The 15414-nt window shown below is 75.2% G+C and carries 16 protein-coding genes; 12 read left to right on the forward strand and 4 right to left on the reverse strand.

The genetic code is table 11. From position 1 onward, the window contains the following. Positions 1–47: 47 nt before the first annotated feature. Positions 48–554: a PH domain-containing protein gene (locus ACSU6Z_RS16170; protein WP_437046377.1), complete on the reverse strand. Its 507-nt coding sequence runs from the start codon at positions 552–554 to the stop codon at positions 48–50. Positions 555–585: 31 nt separating this feature from the next. Here ACSU6Z_RS16170 and ACSU6Z_RS16175 point away from each other — a divergent pair, with 31 nt between their 5' ends. Then, a complete protein-coding gene (locus ACSU6Z_RS16175) occupies positions 586–1737 on the forward strand; it encodes an NADH-quinone oxidoreductase subunit D (RefSeq protein WP_437046379.1) in 1152 nt (383 codons plus the stop codon). A 49-nt stretch (positions 1738–1786) separates the two neighbouring features. Here the strand turns inward: ACSU6Z_RS16175 and ACSU6Z_RS16180 are convergent, their stop codons facing one another. Further along, positions 1787–2851: an SAM-dependent methyltransferase gene (locus ACSU6Z_RS16180; protein WP_437046380.1), complete on the reverse strand. Its 1065-nt coding sequence runs from the start codon at positions 2849–2851 to the stop codon at positions 1787–1789. 118 nt (positions 2852–2969) lie between these two features. Here ACSU6Z_RS16180 and ACSU6Z_RS16185 point away from each other — a divergent pair, with 118 nt between their 5' ends. Continuing rightward, positions 2970–4172: a sensor histidine kinase gene (locus tag ACSU6Z_RS16185; RefSeq protein ID WP_437046382.1), complete on the forward strand. Its 1203-nt coding sequence runs from the start codon at positions 2970–2972 to the stop codon at positions 4170–4172. Positions 4173–4246: 74 nt separating this feature from the next. After that, positions 4247–4918, forward strand: a complete 672-nt coding sequence (locus ACSU6Z_RS16190) for a response regulator (protein WP_437046384.1) — start codon at positions 4247–4249, stop codon at positions 4916–4918. Between the two features lie 84 nt (positions 4919–5002). Here the strand turns inward: ACSU6Z_RS16190 and ACSU6Z_RS16195 are convergent, their stop codons facing one another. Then, positions 5003–6106 (reverse strand): DUF5937 family protein, encoded by a 1104-nt coding sequence (locus ACSU6Z_RS16195; protein ID WP_437046386.1) that lies wholly within the window; start codon positions 6104–6106, stop codon positions 5003–5005. Between the two features lie 312 nt (positions 6107–6418). Here ACSU6Z_RS16195 and ACSU6Z_RS16200 point away from each other — a divergent pair, with 312 nt between their 5' ends. Further along, on the forward strand, positions 6419–6634 hold the full coding sequence (locus tag ACSU6Z_RS16200; RefSeq protein WP_437046388.1) for a hypothetical protein: 216 nt from the start codon (positions 6419–6421) through the stop codon (positions 6632–6634). Here the strand turns inward: ACSU6Z_RS16200 and ACSU6Z_RS16205 are convergent. After that, positions 6624–7880 carry a threonine aldolase family protein gene (locus tag ACSU6Z_RS16205; RefSeq protein WP_437046390.1) on the reverse strand — a complete coding sequence of 419 codons (1257 nt, stop codon included), beginning with the start codon at positions 7878–7880 and terminating at the stop codon, positions 6624–6626. The genes ACSU6Z_RS16200 and ACSU6Z_RS16205 overlap by 11 nt on opposite strands. A gap of 202 nt (positions 7881–8082) precedes the next feature. Between ACSU6Z_RS16205 and ACSU6Z_RS16210 the strand changes: the two genes are divergently transcribed. The 8 genes from ACSU6Z_RS16210 to ACSU6Z_RS16245 all read left to right on the forward strand — a co-directional run bounded on the left by ACSU6Z_RS16210 (position 8083) and on the right by ACSU6Z_RS16245 (position 15409). After that, positions 8083–9018: a Rossmann-like and DUF2520 domain-containing protein gene (locus ACSU6Z_RS16210; protein WP_437046392.1), complete on the forward strand. Its 936-nt coding sequence runs from the start codon at positions 8083–8085 to the stop codon at positions 9016–9018. 26 nt (positions 9019–9044) lie between these two features. Then, positions 9045–10025, forward strand: coding sequence for a pantoate--beta-alanine ligase (gene panC / locus ACSU6Z_RS16215; RefSeq protein ID WP_437050338.1), 981 nt, complete (start codon positions 9045–9047; stop codon positions 10023–10025). Continuing rightward, positions 10022–11734 carry an L-aspartate oxidase gene (locus ACSU6Z_RS16220; protein WP_437046394.1) on the forward strand — a complete coding sequence of 571 codons (1713 nt, stop codon included), beginning with the start codon at positions 10022–10024 and terminating at the stop codon, positions 11732–11734. Before panC ends, ACSU6Z_RS16220 begins: the two co-directional genes overlap by 4 nt. 5 nt (positions 11735–11739) lie before the next feature. Next, positions 11740–12717 (forward strand): carboxylating nicotinate-nucleotide diphosphorylase, encoded by a 978-nt coding sequence (gene nadC / locus ACSU6Z_RS16225; protein WP_437050340.1) that lies wholly within the window; start codon positions 11740–11742, stop codon positions 12715–12717. A gap of 15 nt (positions 12718–12732) precedes the next feature. Beyond that, entirely contained in the window at positions 12733–13530 is a 798-nt protein-coding gene (locus tag ACSU6Z_RS16230; protein WP_437046396.1) for a type III pantothenate kinase, read from the forward strand. A gap of 257 nt (positions 13531–13787) precedes the next feature. Then, positions 13788–14471, forward strand: a complete 684-nt coding sequence (locus ACSU6Z_RS16235; RefSeq protein ID WP_437050341.1) for a hypothetical protein — start codon at positions 13788–13790, stop codon at positions 14469–14471. An 84-nt stretch (positions 14472–14555) separates the two neighbouring features. Next, a complete protein-coding gene (locus tag ACSU6Z_RS16240) occupies positions 14556–14735 on the forward strand; it encodes a hypothetical protein (RefSeq protein ID WP_437046397.1) in 180 nt (59 codons plus the stop codon). A gap of 149 nt (positions 14736–14884) precedes the next feature. Further along, complete coding sequence (locus ACSU6Z_RS16245; protein ID WP_437050343.1) at positions 14885–15409, forward strand: BlaI/MecI/CopY family transcriptional regulator; 525 nt, start codon at positions 14885–14887, stop codon at positions 15407–15409. The last annotated feature ends 5 nt before the right edge of the window (positions 15410–15414 follow it).

Raw genomic sequence — 15414 nt, forward strand, 5'->3', positions numbered from 1 at the left:
CGCCCGCGGTGTCTCCCCCGCGTCCTCGCCCTCCGGGCCCCTCGTCGTCACAGCCCCGCCGATCGTGCCTCGCCCAGCTCGGTGAGCCGGTCGCGGAGCCGTTCCGCCTCGGCCGGGTCCAGGCCCGGGATGGTCGCGTCGGTCGCGGCGGCGGCGGTGTGCAGCTGCACGCCGGCCAGCCCGAAGCGCCGCTCGACCGGCCCGGAGGTGACCTCCACCAGCTGCATCCGCCCGTACGGCACGACGGTCTCCTGCCGCCACAGCACGCCCCGGCTGATCAGCAGGTCGTCGGCGCGCTCGGCGTACCGCCAGGACCGCCAGTTGCGCTCCAGCATCACCCAGCCCCAGGCCGCCGGGGCGAGCGGCAGCAGCGCGAACGCCGCCCACGCCGGGCCGGCGAGCCACCACAGGAGCACGCCGAGACCGAGAGCCGACGCCCCCAGCCACACCACCAGCAGCAGGCGCCTCATCCGCAGCAGACCGGACGGCAGGCCGGTCCACACCGGCTCGCTCTCCGCCGCCGTCCCCGTGCCGTCCGGGCTCCCCGTCTCCATGGAGCCAGCGTACGTAGGGGAGACTGTTCCCATGACTCCTACGACGGAGACCATGGTCGGTATCGGCGGCGCCGCGGAGAGCACCGACATGGTGCTGAACATCGGGCCCCAGCACCCGTCCACGCACGGGGTGCTGCGGCTGCGGCTGGTTCTGGACGGCGAGCGCATCATCCGCGCGGAGCCCGTGATCGGCTACATGCACCGCGGTGCGGAGAAGCTGTTCGAGGCACGCGACTACCGCCAGATCATCGTGCTCGCCAACCGCCACGACTGGCTCTCGGCGTTCTCCAACGAGCTGGGTGTGGTCATCGCCGTGGAGCGGATGCTCGGCATGGAGGTCCCCCCGCGCGCGGTGTGGACCCGGACGCTGCTCGCCGAGCTGAACCGGGTGCTCAACCACCTGATGTTCCTCGGCTCCTACCCCTTGGAGCTGGGCGGCATCACGCCGGTCTTCTACGCGTTCCGGGAGCGCGAGACCCTCCAGAACGTCATGGAGGAGGTCTCCGGCGGCCGTATGCACTACATGTTCAACCGCGTCGGCGGCCTCAAGGAGGACCTGCCGGCCGGATGGACCGCACGCGCGCGTGCCGCCGTGTCCGCCGTCCGCTCCCGCATGGACGTCTTCGACGACCTCGTCCTCGGCAACGAGATCTTCCGGGGGCGCACGCGCGGCGTGGGCACGCTCGCACCCGGGACCGTGCACGCCTACGGGGTGAGCGGGCCGATCGCGCGCGCCTCCGGCGTCGACTTCGACCTGCGGCGCGACGAGCCGTACCTCGCGTACGGCGAACTCCAGGACACCCTGAAGGTGGTCACCCGGCAGGAGGGCGACTGCCTCGCCCGCTTCGAGTGCCTGCTGGAGCAGACGCACAACGCCCTCGACCTGGCCGACGCCTGCCTGGACCGGCTCGCCGAGCTGCCGCCCGGGCCGATCAACCAGCGGCTCCCGAAGGTGCTGAAGGCGCCCGAGGGCCACACCTACGCGTGGACCGAGAACCCGCTCGGCATCAACGGCTACTACCTGGTCAGCAAGGGCGACAAGACCCCGTACCGGCTGAAGCTGCGCTCGGCCTCGTACAACAACGTCCAGACCCTGACGGAGCTGCTGCCCGGGACGCTGGTCGCGGACATGGTGGCGATCCTGGGGTCGATGTTCTTCGTGGTGGGGGACATCGACAAGTAGGGCGGGCGGACCCCCGGGCGCGGGCCGGGCCCCGCGGGGCGGTGGCGTCTCAGGGCGCGAGCACGTCCGGGATCCCCACCGGCTGGAGCAGCCACACGAAGTCGCCCAGCCCGCCGGGCGCGGTGAGCTCGGCGGCCTCTCCGGCGCTCGCGAGGGCGCGGACGTACCCGGCGGGGTCGGTGGAGGCGAGCGTGAGCGGGGGGCGCACGCCGGTGATCCCGAGGGCGGGCAGGGCCTCGCGCTGGGGGAGCAGGCGGGCGCCGGGGAGCGCGCACGCCGCCGCGCACGCGTCCAGGGCGACGTGCGCCGTGATGTCGCACGACCCGTCCGGCACGGGCGCCGTCTCCCGCCCCTCCCGGAAGCCGGTGAGCGTCCCGAAGGGCGGGCGGGCCTCCCGCGTGTGCGCGTAGTCGACGGCCACCGCCAGTCCCCGGCCGAGCGTCCCGACGGCGGACGCCCACGCCTCGTCCCGGGGCAGCCCGATCTCGGCCCGCAGCCCCTCCTCGACCGGGCCGGCCCCGGCCGCTCCCTCCTCGACCGACTCCGTCCCGGCCGACAGCGGCCACCACCGCCGGAGCCACTCCGCGTCCGCGCCGGTCACCGGCTCCCCGAGCCGCTCGGTCCCGTCGGCCCGGACGAGGACCCGCCGCGCCACGCCCGCCGCGTCCGTCTCCGCGACCTCCACCGGTACGTTGTCCAGCCACTCGTTGGCGAACAGCAGCCCCGTGACCCCCCGCGGCGGCTCCGCGAGCCACTCGACGCGGTGATCGAGCCCGTCGGGCCGGCCGGCGAGCTCGACGGCGTACGCGCGCGTGCGGGCGGCCACCTCGGCGGGCAGCTCGGCGAGGACGCCGGTGACCAGCTCGCCCCGCCCGGCCGCCATGTCCACGAAGTCCAGTCGCGCGGGCCGCCCCAGCGCCTCGTCGACGCGGCACAGCAGCCGCGCCACCGCCCGCGCGAACAGCCGCGAGGCGTGCACGGACGTACGGAAGTGCCCCGCGGGCCCCTCCGGCCGGCGGTAGAACCCCCGCGGCCCGTACAGCGCGTCCCACGCCGCCGCACGCCACCCCCGCCACTCGTCCGTACCACTCGTCCCTGCTGTCACCGGCATCATCGGCCCAGGCTAAGCGCACAAGGGAACGGCCCCTCCACCTTGCGGAGTACACGGGCCCACCGGGGATCGGCCCTCCGGTTGACCCCCGCGCACCTGGCCCTTCCCTACGCTGGGTTACGTGCAGCGCCTCTACGACTTCATCCGCAGGCACCCGACCGGGGTCGACGGTTTCTGGGCCTTCGTCCTGTTCGGGATCACCGTGATGGGGGAGGCGGGCCGGCAGGCGGCCCAGGGCACCGACGCGCCGCTGCGGGTCCTCCCGGTCGCCGTGCTGCTGTGCCTGGTCGTCGCGCTGCGCCGCCGGATGCCGGAGAAGATGCTGGTGCTGGCCATCGGGCTGGGCCTGGCGCAGCTGGTGCTGGACGTCGAGACGATGGTCGCCGACTTCGCCTTCCTGGTGATCGTCTACACCGTGGCCGCGGTCGGCGCCCACTGGGCCTCCCGGCTGGCGCTGGCGACGGGCCTGTGCGCGGCGTCGGTGGCGCAGGTGCGCTGGTACAACGACGACGTCGGCGTCGCCAACAACATCGCCGGGGCGGTCTTCCAGACCGTCCCCTTCGCCCTCGCGTGGGTGCTCGGCGACTCCATGCGCACGCGCCGCGCCTACTTCACGCAGCTGGAGGAGCGCGCCGCCCGGCTGGAGAAGGAGCGCGAGGCGCAGGCGAAGGTCGCGGTCGCCGCCGAACGCGCCCGCATCGCCCGCGAACTGCACGACGTCGTCGCCCACAACGTCTCCGTGATGGTGGTGCAGGCCGACGGCGCCGCCTACGTCCTCGACACCGCGCCCGACCAGGCGAGGAAGGCGCTGGAGACCATCTCCTCCACCGGCCGCCAGGCCCTCGCCGAGATGCGCCGCCTGCTCGGCGTGCTGCGCACCGGCGAGCACCAGGAGAGCGGCGAGTACGTCCCGCAGCCCGACGTCCGGCAGATCGAGGACCTGGTCGAGCAGTGCCGCGGATCCGGCCTGCCGGTCGACTTCAGGATCGAGGGCACCCCGCGCCCGCTGCCCAGCGGCGTGGAGCTGACCGCGTACCGCATCGTGCAGGAGGCGCTCACCAACACCCGCAAGCACGGCGGACCGGACGCGCGCGCCAGCGTGCGCCTGGTCTACTTCGACGACGGGCTCGGCCTGCTGGTGGAGGACGACGGCAAGGGCGCCCCGCACGAGCTGTACGAGCAGGGCGGCCTCGACGGCCAGGGCCACGGCCTGATCGGCATGCGCGAACGGATCGGCATGGTCGGCGGCACGCTGGACGCCGGCCCGCGACCGGGCGGAGGATTCCGCATCAGCGCGCTGCTCCCGCTCAAACCCGCGCACTGACGCGTGCGCACGCACCGCGTCGACACCTGTGACAACCCCGGTGCCCCCGGCAGACGGACACGGAAGAGGCCCTCATGACGATCCGCGTGATGCTCGTCGACGACCAGGTGCTGCTGCGCACCGGGTTCCGGATGGTGCTCGCCGCCCAGCCGGACATGGAGGTCGTGGCGGAGGCCGGGGACGGCGTCGAGGCCATCCGGGTCCTGGAGACGACCCCCGTCGACGTGGTGCTGATGGACGTCCGCATGCCCAAGCTGGACGGCGTGGAGGCCACCCGCCGTGTCTGCGCGGACCCCGACGCGCCGAAGGTGCTGATCCTGACCACCTTCGACCTCGACGAGTACGCCTTCTCGGCGCTGAAGGCGGGCGCCTCCGGCTTCATGCTCAAGGACGTGCCGCCCGGTGAACTGCTCGCCGCGATCCGCGCCGTGCACAGCGGCGACGCGGTGGTGGCCCCCTCGACCACCCGCCGCCTCCTCGACCGCTTCGCGCCGATGCTGCCCGGCACCGCCAAGGAACCGCAGCACGAGGAGCTCCGGCGGCTCACCGAGCGGGAGCGGGAGGTGACGATGCTGGTGGCCCAGGGCCTGTCCAACGGCGAGATCGCGGCCCGGCTGGTGCTGTCGGAGGCGACCGTGAAGACGCACGTGGGCCGCATCCTGACCAAGCTGGGCCTCAGGGACCGGGTGCAGGTGGTGGTCATGGCGTACGAGACGGGGCTGGTGCGGGCCGGGGGGCACGGCTGACGGCCCGCCCGCCGCGGCCGCCCGCGGACCGGAGCCGGCCCGCGCCGCGTCCGGTTCGACCGGGCGGCGCCGCGCACGGCCCGGTCAGCGCAGGACGCCCTCGATGAAGTCGCTGCCCAGCCGGACCACCGCCGGCAGTTCCAGCTGGTGCTGCGCGTAGCGGCCGCGGCGCCGGGTCGTGATCAGCCCGGCCTTCTTCAGCACGCCCAGGTGCCGGGATATCTCGGGTGCCGACATGCCGTGCGCGTCCGCCAGTTCGCTGGTGGTGTAGGGAGCGCGGGCCAGGTGGCGGCAGAGCCGCATCCGCACCGGGTGGGCCAGCGCCTCCAGGCGGAGGGCGAGCTGCTCCACGGAGGGCGCCTGCGGGCCGGAGCCGCTGACGGGGTAGGTGATGGCGGGCTGCCACCCGGGCCGGTGCAGGACCATCACGTGCGGCCAGCCCAGGCTGGTGGGGACGAGGACGAGCCCGCCGTCGCCGGTGGCCGTACGGCCCACGGTCAGCTTGTCCACGGTGATCACCCCGGACCCGTCGTCCAGCGCGACGGCCGGGGACACCGCGGCGAGGGCCTCCGCCAGGCCCTTGCGGCGCAGCAGTTCGCCCTTGTGCCGGGCGTCCGCCGCCAGCTGCGGCTGGACCCGGGCCCAGATGTCCGCGAAGAACGCCTCCTCGCAGTCCTCCACCAGCTGCCGGAACCAGGCGCGCACGGCGGGCGGGTCCTGGAGCAGCCGCCGGGTGAACCGCTCCTGGAGGGTGCCGCGCGCCAGGGCGAGTTCCAGCGCGCGCTGCCGCACGGCCTCGTCGTGCAGCGGGCTCGCGTCCGCGGTGTCGTAGCGGAACTGGCAGGTGAACTCCAGCGCCGCGAGCACGAACTGCTCGTCGGTCAGCTCGTCCAGCAGGTCGAGTTCCTCGGCGAGCGTGGCGCCCGGGACCGCTCTGCGGCCGGGGACGCCGGCGAACGGGGCGAAGACGTCGGAGAACGTCGTGCGCCACAGGAAGTCCGCCTCGCACAGCCGGTCGGCCAGGTCGGGCCGCAGCCGCGCGGTCACCGACGTCGCCCAGCCCTGGAGACCCGGGTGGTGGCCGGGTTCGCTGAGCGCGTGCAGCGCCATGCCCAGCTCGGCCAGTGGCGACGGGACGACACGGATCCGCTCCGGCGGCAGCCCGGTGATGTCGATGCACACGCTCATGGCCTCATGGTGCACCCCGCCACCGACAGCGCACGCGTCGGTTGACGGCTCCTGCCAACCGACGCGACACGCGCCGTGACCTGGCCCGACCCTGAGATCACGGGGATCGCGGCGGACCTTCCGGACCTCACCCCTCCGCCTCGGCCCCAAGCTCCTCGGCCTTCCCGCGCCACGGGCCCCGCGAATCCCCGCCCCACGACACCCTCCCCACGAGCCCACGAGCCCACGAGCCCACGAGCCCACGAGCCCACGAGCCCACGAGCCCACGAGCCCACGAGCCCACGAGCCCACGACCCGAGAGGCGAGCCCGCCATGAGCGTCACCCAGCAGTACGTCCTCGACACCTACCGCGCCCGGCAGCTCGGCGAGCCGGCGCCCCCCGCACCCGGCGTCCACGACCGGCGGGTCGTGCGCGCGTGGCGCGACCGCCGGGCGTTCCGGGCGGTCGTGGCGGAGCGCCCGGCCCGAGGGCGGCTGCGGCTCGCCCTGGGCCGGTGGCTGCCTCCGGGACCGCGCTCTACCCCCTGAGATCCCCGGGGCCCCCGGGGCCCTCGGGGCCGCCCTCCGGCTCGCCCGCCTCCTCGCGCAGCCGGGAGACGAAGTCGGCGGCCGCCGCCTCCACCTCGGCGGCCGTCCACGCGAGCCCCTCGGCCCCCACGCCGACCTCGGTCCTGGCCAGCCCCGGGCCGGCGGTCTCCCACGGCCGGGCGAAGAGCAGGGTCCCCGTCTCCTCGCCCTGCCGGACGGCGGCCCGGGCGACGGCGTCGGCGTCGTACGGCAGCCAGACCTGGAACTCGTGGGTGTGCGGAACCTCGGGGTGCACGCGCGCCCACGGCACCCCGGCCGCCGCGAGGCCCGCGCGCAGCGCGGCGGCCACCACGCGCGCGTGGGTGACGTACTCCGGCAGCCGGGGCAGCTCCCGCTCCAGGCCGGCCAGCGCCGACAGGGCCGTCGGGAACTGCTGGAACACCGTGCCGCCGTAGCGGTGCCGCCAGGCCTTCGCCTCCTCCACGAGCGTGCGCGGACCGGCGAGGGCGGCACCGCCGAATCCGTCGAGGGACTTGTAGAACGACACGTACACGCTGTCCGCGAGGCCGGCGATCTCCTCCAGGGGCCGCCCGAAGTGGAGGGTGGACTCCCACAGGCGGGCCCCGTCGAAGTGGACCACCGCGTCGCGCTCCCGCGCGGCCTCCACCACGGCGGTGAGCTCCTCCCAGGAGGGCAGCACGTACCCGGCGTCCCTGAGGGGCAGCTCCAGCATCAGCGTCCCGAAGGGCTCCTCGAGGTCACGGACCTCGTCGGCGGTCGGCGGCCGGGGAGCGCTCGTGACCCGCACCGGACGCAAGCCGCTGACCTGGCTGAACGCATGCCGCTCGTGCACCTCGGGATGGCTGAGGGCGTGCAGGGCGACGACCGGGCTGCCGGTGCGGCCGGCCCAGCACCGCAGGGCCACCTGCTGGGCCATCGTGCCCGTCGGGAAGAAGGCGGCGGCCTCCAGGCCCAGCAACGCGGCGGTCCTCTCCTCCACCGCCTCGACGACGCCGTCGCCGTACCGGTCCGCCGCCTCGTCCAGGTCGTACAGCCGCTCCGCCCCGTCCAGCAGCGCCAGCCGCTCCCGCAGGGTGCCGAGGGACCCCGGGCGGGCGAGGACCCGCCGCGCGCCGCGGTGCGCGGCCAGGCGCCGCTCCCGGAGCCGTTCGCGCCGCTCCCCCTCCGGCATCTCCCCGTCCGTGTCCCCGGTCCGCCGCCCGTCCCGCCGTGCCGTATCGCTCATGTCCCGGATCATGCCGTGCGGCGCCCCGCGTGGTCACCCGGGTCCTCCACCCGGCCCGGGGCCCGCGGCACGCGCGCGTGCCCCGCCCCGCCCGGAGCCCCGCAGCCCGTGGACGGCCGAACGCCGCCCGAACCGATCGCGTTAACATGACGAGAAATCGTCCGGTACCCGGAGCGGACTGGAACGGGAAGGCCGCCGTCGCGTGAACACACCCTCACAGCCAGATCCCAGGGACCGCCCCGCGCGGCTCACCGTCGGCGTCGTCGGCGCCGGCCGCGTGGGCCCCGCGCTGGCCGCCTCCCTCCAACTCGCCGGGCACCGCCCGGTGGCCGCCTCCGGAGTCTCCGAGGCCTCCAGGCGGCGCGCGGCGGCCCTGCTGCCCGACGTGCCCCTCGTCCCGCCCGCCGAGGTGCTGGACCGCGCCGAACTGGTCCTGCTGACCGTCCCGGACGACGCCCTGCCCGGGCTCGTGGCCGGGCTCGCCGACACCGGCGCCGTACGGCCGGGCCAGCTGCTGGTGCACACCTCCGGGCGGTACGGCGCGAGGGTGCTCGACCCCGCCCTGCGCGCCGGCGCCCTGCCGCTGGCCCTGCACCCGGCGATGACCTTCACCGGCACCCCCGTCGACGTGCAGCGCCTGGCCGGGTGCTCGTTCGGCGTCACCGCGCCCGAGGAGCTGCGGCTGGCCGCCGAGGCCCTCGTCGTCGAGATGGGCGGCGAGCCGGAGTGGATCGACGAGGACAAGCGCCCGCTGTACCACGCGGCGCTCGCCCTCGGCGCCAACCACCTGGTCACCCTGGTCGCCCAGTCCCTGGAGCTGCTGCGCACCGCCGGGGTCTCGGCCCCCGACCGGATGCTCGGCCCGCTGCTCGGGGCCGCCCTGGACAACGCCCTGCGCTCCGGCGACGCGGCCCTGACCGGCCCCGTCGCGCGCGGGGACGCGGGCACCGTCGCCGCGCACGTCGCCGAATTGCGCCGGCACGCCCCGCAGGCCGTCGCCGGCTACCTGGCGATGGCCCGCGCGACCGCCGACCGGGCGCTCGCCCACGGGCTGCTCAGGCCCGAACTGGCCGAAGACCTGCTGGGCGTCCTCGCCGACGGAGCGACGCCGCCCGAGAACGGGGGAGACCGACCGTGAAGTCCGACTTCGAACTCGTCCCGACCGTGGACGACCTGGACCGCGTCCTGGGGCACTCCGCCGTGCCGGGCCGCACCGCCGTCGTCATGACGATGGGCGCCCTGCACGAGGGCCACGCGACCCTCGTCCGGGCCGCCCGCGAGCACGTCGGCCGCGAGGGCTTCGTGATCGTCACCGTCTTCGTCAACCCGCTCCAGTTCGGCGCGGGCGAGGACCTCGACCGCTATCCGCGCACCCTCGACGCCGACCTGAGGACCGCCGAGCAGGCGGGCGCGGACATCGTGTTCGCGCCCTCCGCCGACGAGGTCTACCCGGACGGCAAGCCGCGGGTCACCCTCCACGCGGGCGCCATGGGCGAGCGCCTGGAGGGCGCCTTCCGCCCCGGCCACTTCGACGGCATGCTCACCGTCGTCGCCAAGCTGCTCCACCTCACCCGCCCCGACGTGGCGTTCTTCGGCCAGAAGGACGCCCAGCAGCTCGCCCTGATCCGCCGCATGGTGCGGGACCTGAACTTCGGCGTCGAGATCGTCGGCGTCCCCACCGTGCGCGAGGAGGACGGCCTGGCCCTGTCCAGCCGCAACCGCTACCTCTCGCCCCAGGAGCGGCGCACGGCCCTGTCCCTGTCCCGGGCCCTGTTCGCGGGCCGCGACCGGCACGCCGCGCAGGAGGCGCTGAGCGCGCGGGCCCGCGAGGTGCCCTCCACGCACACGCGTGCCGAGGCGCTCGACGCCATGGGGGAGTCCCGTGCGGCGGCCGACGCGCACGCCGTCGCCCAGGCGGGCCCCAGCGGCCCGGCCGCCGTCCGCGCGGCGGCCCGCCAGGTCCTGGACGAGGCCGCCCGCCTGGACCCGCCGCTCGAACTGGACTACCTGGCCCTCGTCGACCCCGCCGACTTCAGCGAGATCGGCGACGACTTCACCGGCGAGGCCGTCCTCGCCGTCGCCGCCCGCGTCGGCACGACCCGGCTCATCGACAACATCCCCCTCACCTTCGGAACCGCGTCGTGACCGGCACGGGCCTGCGGCTGCACGCGCCCGCCCCGGGCTGGTCCACCGCCGCGGACGTGGTGGTCGTCGGCTCCGGCGTCGCCGGCCTCACCGCCGCCCTGCGCTGCGAGGCCGCCGGCCTGCGCACCGTCGTCGTCACCAAGGCGCGCCTCGACGACGGCTCCACCCGCTGGGCGCAGGGTGGCATCGCCGCGGCCCTCGGTGAGGGCGACACCCCCGGACAGCACCTGGACGACACCCTGGTCGCGGGTGCCGGCCTGTGCGACGAGGAGGCGGTCCGCATCCTCGTCACCGAGGGCCCCGACGCCGTACGCCGCCTCATCGCCACCGGCGCCCGGTTCGACGCGTCCGCCGACGGCGGCCTCGAACTGACCCGGGAGGGCGGCCACCACCGCCGCCGCATCGCCCACGCCGGCGGCGACGCGACCGGCGCGGAGATCTCCCGCGCCCTCGTGGACGCGGTCCGCGCGCGCGGCGTGCGCACCATCGAGAACGCCCTCGTCCTGGACCTCCTCACCGACGCCGACGGCCGTACCGCCGGCGTCACCCTGCACGTCATGGGCGAGGGCCGGCACGACGGCGTCGGGGCGGTCCACGCCCCCGCCGTGGTCCTCGCCACCGGCGGCATGGGCCAGGTCTTCTCCGCGACGACGAACCCCGCCGTCTCCACGGGCGACGGCGTCGCCCTCGCCCTGCGCGCGGGCGCCGAGGTCAGCGACCTGGAGTTCGTCCAGTTCCACCCCACCGTGCTCTTCCTGGGCGCGGACGCCGAGGGCCAGCAGCCGCTCGTCTCCGAGGCGGTCCGCGGCGAGGGCGCCCACCTGGTCGACGCCGACGGCGTGCGCTTCATGCAGGGACAGCACGAACTGGCCGAACTCGCCCCCCGCGACATCGTCGCCAAGGGCATCATGCGTCGCATGCAGGAACAGGACGCCGAGCACATGTTCCTCGACGCCCGCCACTTCGGCGCCGAGATGTGGGAGCACCGCTTCCCGACGATCCTCGCCGCCTGCCGCGCCCACGGCATCGACCCGGTCACCGAGCCCATCCCCGTCGCCCCGGCCGCCCACTACGCCTCCGGGGGCGTCCGCACCGACTCCCACGGCCGCACCACGGTCCCCGGCCTGTACGCGTGCGGGGAGGTCGCCTGCACCGGCGTGCACGGCGCCAACCGCCTGGCCTCCAACTCCCTCCTCGAAGGCCTCGTCTACGCCGAGCGCATCGCCGCCGACATCACGGCGGCCCGCGCGGGAGGCGCCCTCCACGCGCGCGTGCCGCACCCGATCGCCTCCCCCGAGCGGCCCGCGCACCCCCTGCTCCCCCCGGAGGCCCGCTTCGGGATCCAGCGGATCATGACGGACGGCGCCGGAGTGCTGCGCTCCGCCGCCTCCCTCACGCGGGCCGCCGACCGCCTCCGACAGCTCCACACCGAGGCCCGCGAAGCCCTCGACGACCTCGGCAAGACGGCCGAGCCCGGCGTCGACAGCTGGGAGACCACCAACCTCCTGTGCGTCGCCCGCGCCCTGGTCGCCGCCGCCGCGCTGCGCGAGGAGACCCGCGGCTGCCACTGGCGCGAGGACCACCCGGACCGCGACGACACGAACTGGCGCCGCCACGTCGTCGTACGTCTCGGCCCGGACCGGGCCCTGGCCGTACGCACCACGGACACCGCAGACTTCCCCCCGACCACCCGGCCCCAGGAGCAGTGACAGCAGTGAACACCCCCGACCTTCCCCTCGCCTCCGCCGCCGGAGGCTGCGGCGACGGCTGCGCCTGCGGCGCGGACGACGACACGTACCTGGAGTGCGGCCTCGACCCCGCCCTCGCCGAGCTCCTGGCCGACGCCGGACTCGACCCCGTCGAGGTCGAGGACATCGCCAACGTCGCCCTCCAGGAGGACCTCGCCCACGGCGTGGACGTGACGACGGTCGCGACCATCCCCGAGGACGCCGTGGCCACCGCCGACTTCACCGCCCGCGAGGCCGGCGTCGTCGCGGGCCTCAGGGTCGCCGAGGCCGTCCTGTCCGTCGTCTGCACGGACGAGTTCGAGGTCGAGCGCCACGTCGAGGACGGCGACCGCGTCGAACCGGGCCGGAAGCTGCTCTCCGTCACCACCCGCACCCGCGACCTGCTCACCGCCGAGCGCAGCGCGCTGAACATCCTGTGCCGCCTGTCGGGCATCGCGACCGCCACGCGCGCGTGGGCGGACGTCCTGGAGGGCACCGGCACGAAGGTCCGCGACACCCGCAAGACCACCCCCGGCCTGCGCGCGCTGGAGAAGTACGCGGTCCGCTGCGGCGGTGGCGTCAACCACCGCATGTCCCTCTCCGACGCCGCCCTGGTCAAGGACAACCACGTGGTCGCCGCGGGCGGCGTCGCCCAGGCCTTCCGGGCGGTGCGCGAACGCTTCCCCGACGTCCCCGTCGAGGTCGAGGTCGACACCCTGCACCAGCTCCGCGAGGTCGTGGACGCCGGCGCCGACCTGATCCTGCTGGACAACTTCACGCCCGGCGAGTGCGCGGAGGCCGTGGCGATCGTCGGCGGCCGCGCCGAGCTGGAGGCCTCGGGCCGCCTGACCCTCGACAACGCCAAGGCGTACGCGGACACGGGCGTCGACTACCTGGCCGTGGGGGCCCTCACCCACTCCTCGCCCGTGCTGGACATCGGCCTGGACCTGCGAGCGGCGGAGTAGGAGGGGGAGACGGCCATGCTGCTGACGATCGACGTAGGAAACACCCACACCGTCCTCGGCCTCTTCGACGGCGAGGAGATCGTCGAACACTGGCGCATCTCCACGGACGCGCGCCGCACGGCCGACGAGCTCGCGGTCCTCCTCCAGGGCCTGATGGGCATGCACCCCCTCCTCGGGGACGGCCTGGGCGACGGCATCGACGGCATCGCCGTCTGCGCGACCGTCCCCTCCGTCCTGCACGAGCTGCGCGAGGTCACCCGCCGCTACTACGGCGACGTCCCCGCCGTCCTCGTCGAGCCGGGCGTCAAGACGGGCGTGCCCATCCTCACCGACAACCCCAAGGAGGTCGGCGCCGACCGCATCATCAACTCCGTCGCGGCCGTCGACCTCTACGGCGGCCCCGCGATCGTCGTCGACTTCGGCACGGCGACGACGTTCGACGCGGTCAGCGCGCGCGGGGAGTACGTCGGCGGGGTCATCGCCCCCGGCATCGAGATCTCGGTCGACGCCCTCGGCGTCAAGGGCGCCCAGCTCCGCAAGATCGAGGTGGCCCGCCCGCGCAGCGTGATCGGCAAGAACACGGTCGAGGCCATGCAGGCCGGCATCGTCTACGGCTTCGCCGGCCAGGTCGACGGCGTCGTCAACCGCATGGCCCGCGAGCTGGCCGACGATCCCGACGACGTCACCGTCATCGCCACCGGCGGCCTGGCGCCCATGGTCCTGGGCGAGTCCTCGGTCATCGACGAGCACGAGCCGTGGCTGACCCTGATCGGCCTGCGCCTGGTGTACGAGCGGAACGTCTCCCGCCTGTAGCCCGGGGCGCGCTGCCCGGCCCCTCCTTCCCACCCCGGCGTCACGGTGGCCGCCGGGGTGGCCCGCGCCCCCTCCGCCGGACCCGCACGGGCGCCGCGGGACCCCGCACCCCCTCCGCTGGGCCCGCACGGGCGCCGCGGGACCCCGCACCCCCGCCCGGGTGGCAACCCCGCGCCACGCCCGCCACCCTGTGCCGGGTTTGTCTGATTAGCGCGTATCGTCGCCGCATGCCCACGCCATACGGATCCCGCGGCGGCATGGCGTTCGGCGTGGAGGAGCTGCGCGTGCTCCGCCGCGCCCTCGTCCTCGCCCTCCGCCCCAGCCCCATCTCGGCCGAGGACGTCCAGAACTGCATCCGCCTCGCGGAGTCGCTCGACGAGGCGACGCGGGAGAGCGCCCGGCTGCGGGCCTTCCTGGTGGCCGACCTCGCCCGGTACCGTGCCGCCCTCCCCGGCACCGCCGCCGGCTACCTCACGCTCCTGGACGAGGCGCTGGGTGCCGGGCACCACCCCACTCCGGACGACCTCGCCGCCCTGCGCGCCCTGCGCGGCAACCCCGCGGCGGCCGCCCTCCTGGCCCGCTGCCAGAGCCCGGCGGGACAGGACCCGCGCCCCCGCCCCGCGACCTCGCCCTCCCGCCTCGCCATTCCCGCCCCCGCCGCTCCCAACGCCTCCGAGACCTCCGCCCCCGCCCCCACGGTCCCCGCCTCCCGGACCCGCCTCCTGGCCCTCCCCGGCGGCCTCCGCCACGCCGGACCGGACCCCACCGCCAAACCCGAGGGCGAGCCCGCGCAGAAGCCGGCCCCCCGGCCCGCCCCCGCCGCTCCCGAGCCGGACCCCGACACCCGCCGGCGCCCCGTCCCGACCCCGGGCGAGGTCTTCCCCCGCCGCAAGCCGGCCCCGCCCCCCGCCGGCGCCGCGCACCGGCTCGCCGCAGGCTGACCCGCGCCCCGCCCGCCCCGGCGACGGCCCGTCCCGCGGCCACCCCGCCCCGGCGACCCCCCGCCCCGTGGCTACCCTGGACCCATGGACTACGTCTCCGCGCTCCTGCCGCCGGTCGTCATGGCCGCGCTCTTCATCGCTGTCATCCGGGTGATCGTGAAGACCCAGGGCGGCGCCAACAAGGCCAAGGAGGACGCGGCCGTCGACGCCGCCCTCGCGCGCGCGGAGGGCACCCGCCAGACCTCCGCGAGCTCCGACGCCTGAGGCTCCCCCGCCTCCGCCCGCGCCCCGGGGGTATATGTCCCTTTTACCTGCGCCCGAGGCGTGGGTGCATGTTCGGCACGCCATACCCGGGATCTCCCACTATTGTCTGAGCTGTGCCTCGCCCCTTGGGAGAACTCGAAGACGCGGTCATGACGAGGGTGTGGAAGTGGAACCGCCCGGTGACCGTTCGGGAAGTCCTGGAAGATCTCCAACGGGAACGGTCCATCGCGTACACCACGGTGATGACCGTCCTGGACAATCTCCACCAGAAGGGCTGGGTGCGCCGCGAGGCGGAAGGCCGGGCCTATCGATATGAGGCGGTCTCCACCCGCGCCGCCTACGCCGCCGCGCTGATGAACGACGCGTGGTCGCAGAGCGACAACCCCGCCGCCGCTCTCGTCGCCTTCTTCGGCATGATGAGCGACGAACAGCGGCAGGCGCTGGAAGACGCCATCCGCATCGTCCAGGGGCCGGAAACCCGGGAACCGGCCCCGCAGACGCCCGCTCCCCGAGCCGAACGGGAACCCGAACCCGAACGGGACGCCGAAACCCCGGATTCCACTCCCGATGCGGTCCCCCGCTCCGGCCATACCCCCGAAGGCGACCCGCAACGCGAGGCGGAGCGGAACACGGCACACAACCCCGACTCGGCACCGGGCGGCGCCGGGCGATAGCGTCC

This window comes from Streptomyces sp. enrichment culture (assembly GCF_964273145.1).
Classification (GTDB): Bacteria; Actinomycetota; Actinomycetes; order Streptomycetales; family Streptomycetaceae; genus Streptomyces.

Excerpts from the sequence above, each read along its gene's own strand:
- ACSU6Z_RS16240 (WP_437046397.1), top strand. The coding sequence starts at position 14,556 with ATGGACTACGTCTCCGCGCTCCTGCCGCCGGTCGTCATGGCCGCGCTC.
- ACSU6Z_RS16190 (WP_437046384.1), top strand. The coding sequence starts at position 4,247 with ATGACGATCCGCGTGATGCTCGTCGACGACCAGGTGCTGCTGCGCACC.
- ACSU6Z_RS16205 (WP_437046390.1), bottom strand. The coding sequence starts at position 7,880 with ATGAGCGATACGGCACGGCGGGACGGGCGGCGGACCGGGGACACGGAC.
- ACSU6Z_RS16180 (WP_437046380.1), bottom strand. The coding sequence starts at position 2,851 with ATGATGCCGGTGACAGCAGGGACGAGTGGTACGGACGAGTGGCGGGGG.
- ACSU6Z_RS16245 (WP_437050343.1), top strand. The coding sequence starts at position 14,885 with ATGACGAGGGTGTGGAAGTGGAACCGCCCGGTGACCGTTCGGGAAGTC.
- ACSU6Z_RS16170 (WP_437046377.1), bottom strand. The coding sequence starts at position 554 with ATGGAGACGGGGAGCCCGGACGGCACGGGGACGGCGGCGGAGAGCGAG.
- ACSU6Z_RS16200 (WP_437046388.1), top strand. The coding sequence starts at position 6,419 with ATGAGCGTCACCCAGCAGTACGTCCTCGACACCTACCGCGCCCGGCAG.
- ACSU6Z_RS16175 (WP_437046379.1), top strand. The coding sequence starts at position 586 with ATGACTCCTACGACGGAGACCATGGTCGGTATCGGCGGCGCCGCGGAG.
- ACSU6Z_RS16230 (WP_437046396.1), top strand. The coding sequence starts at position 12,733 with ATGCTGCTGACGATCGACGTAGGAAACACCCACACCGTCCTCGGCCTC.
- ACSU6Z_RS16195 (WP_437046386.1), bottom strand. The coding sequence starts at position 6,106 with ATGAGCGTGTGCATCGACATCACCGGGCTGCCGCCGGAGCGGATCCGT.
- ACSU6Z_RS16235 (WP_437050341.1), top strand. The coding sequence starts at position 13,788 with ATGGCGTTCGGCGTGGAGGAGCTGCGCGTGCTCCGCCGCGCCCTCGTC.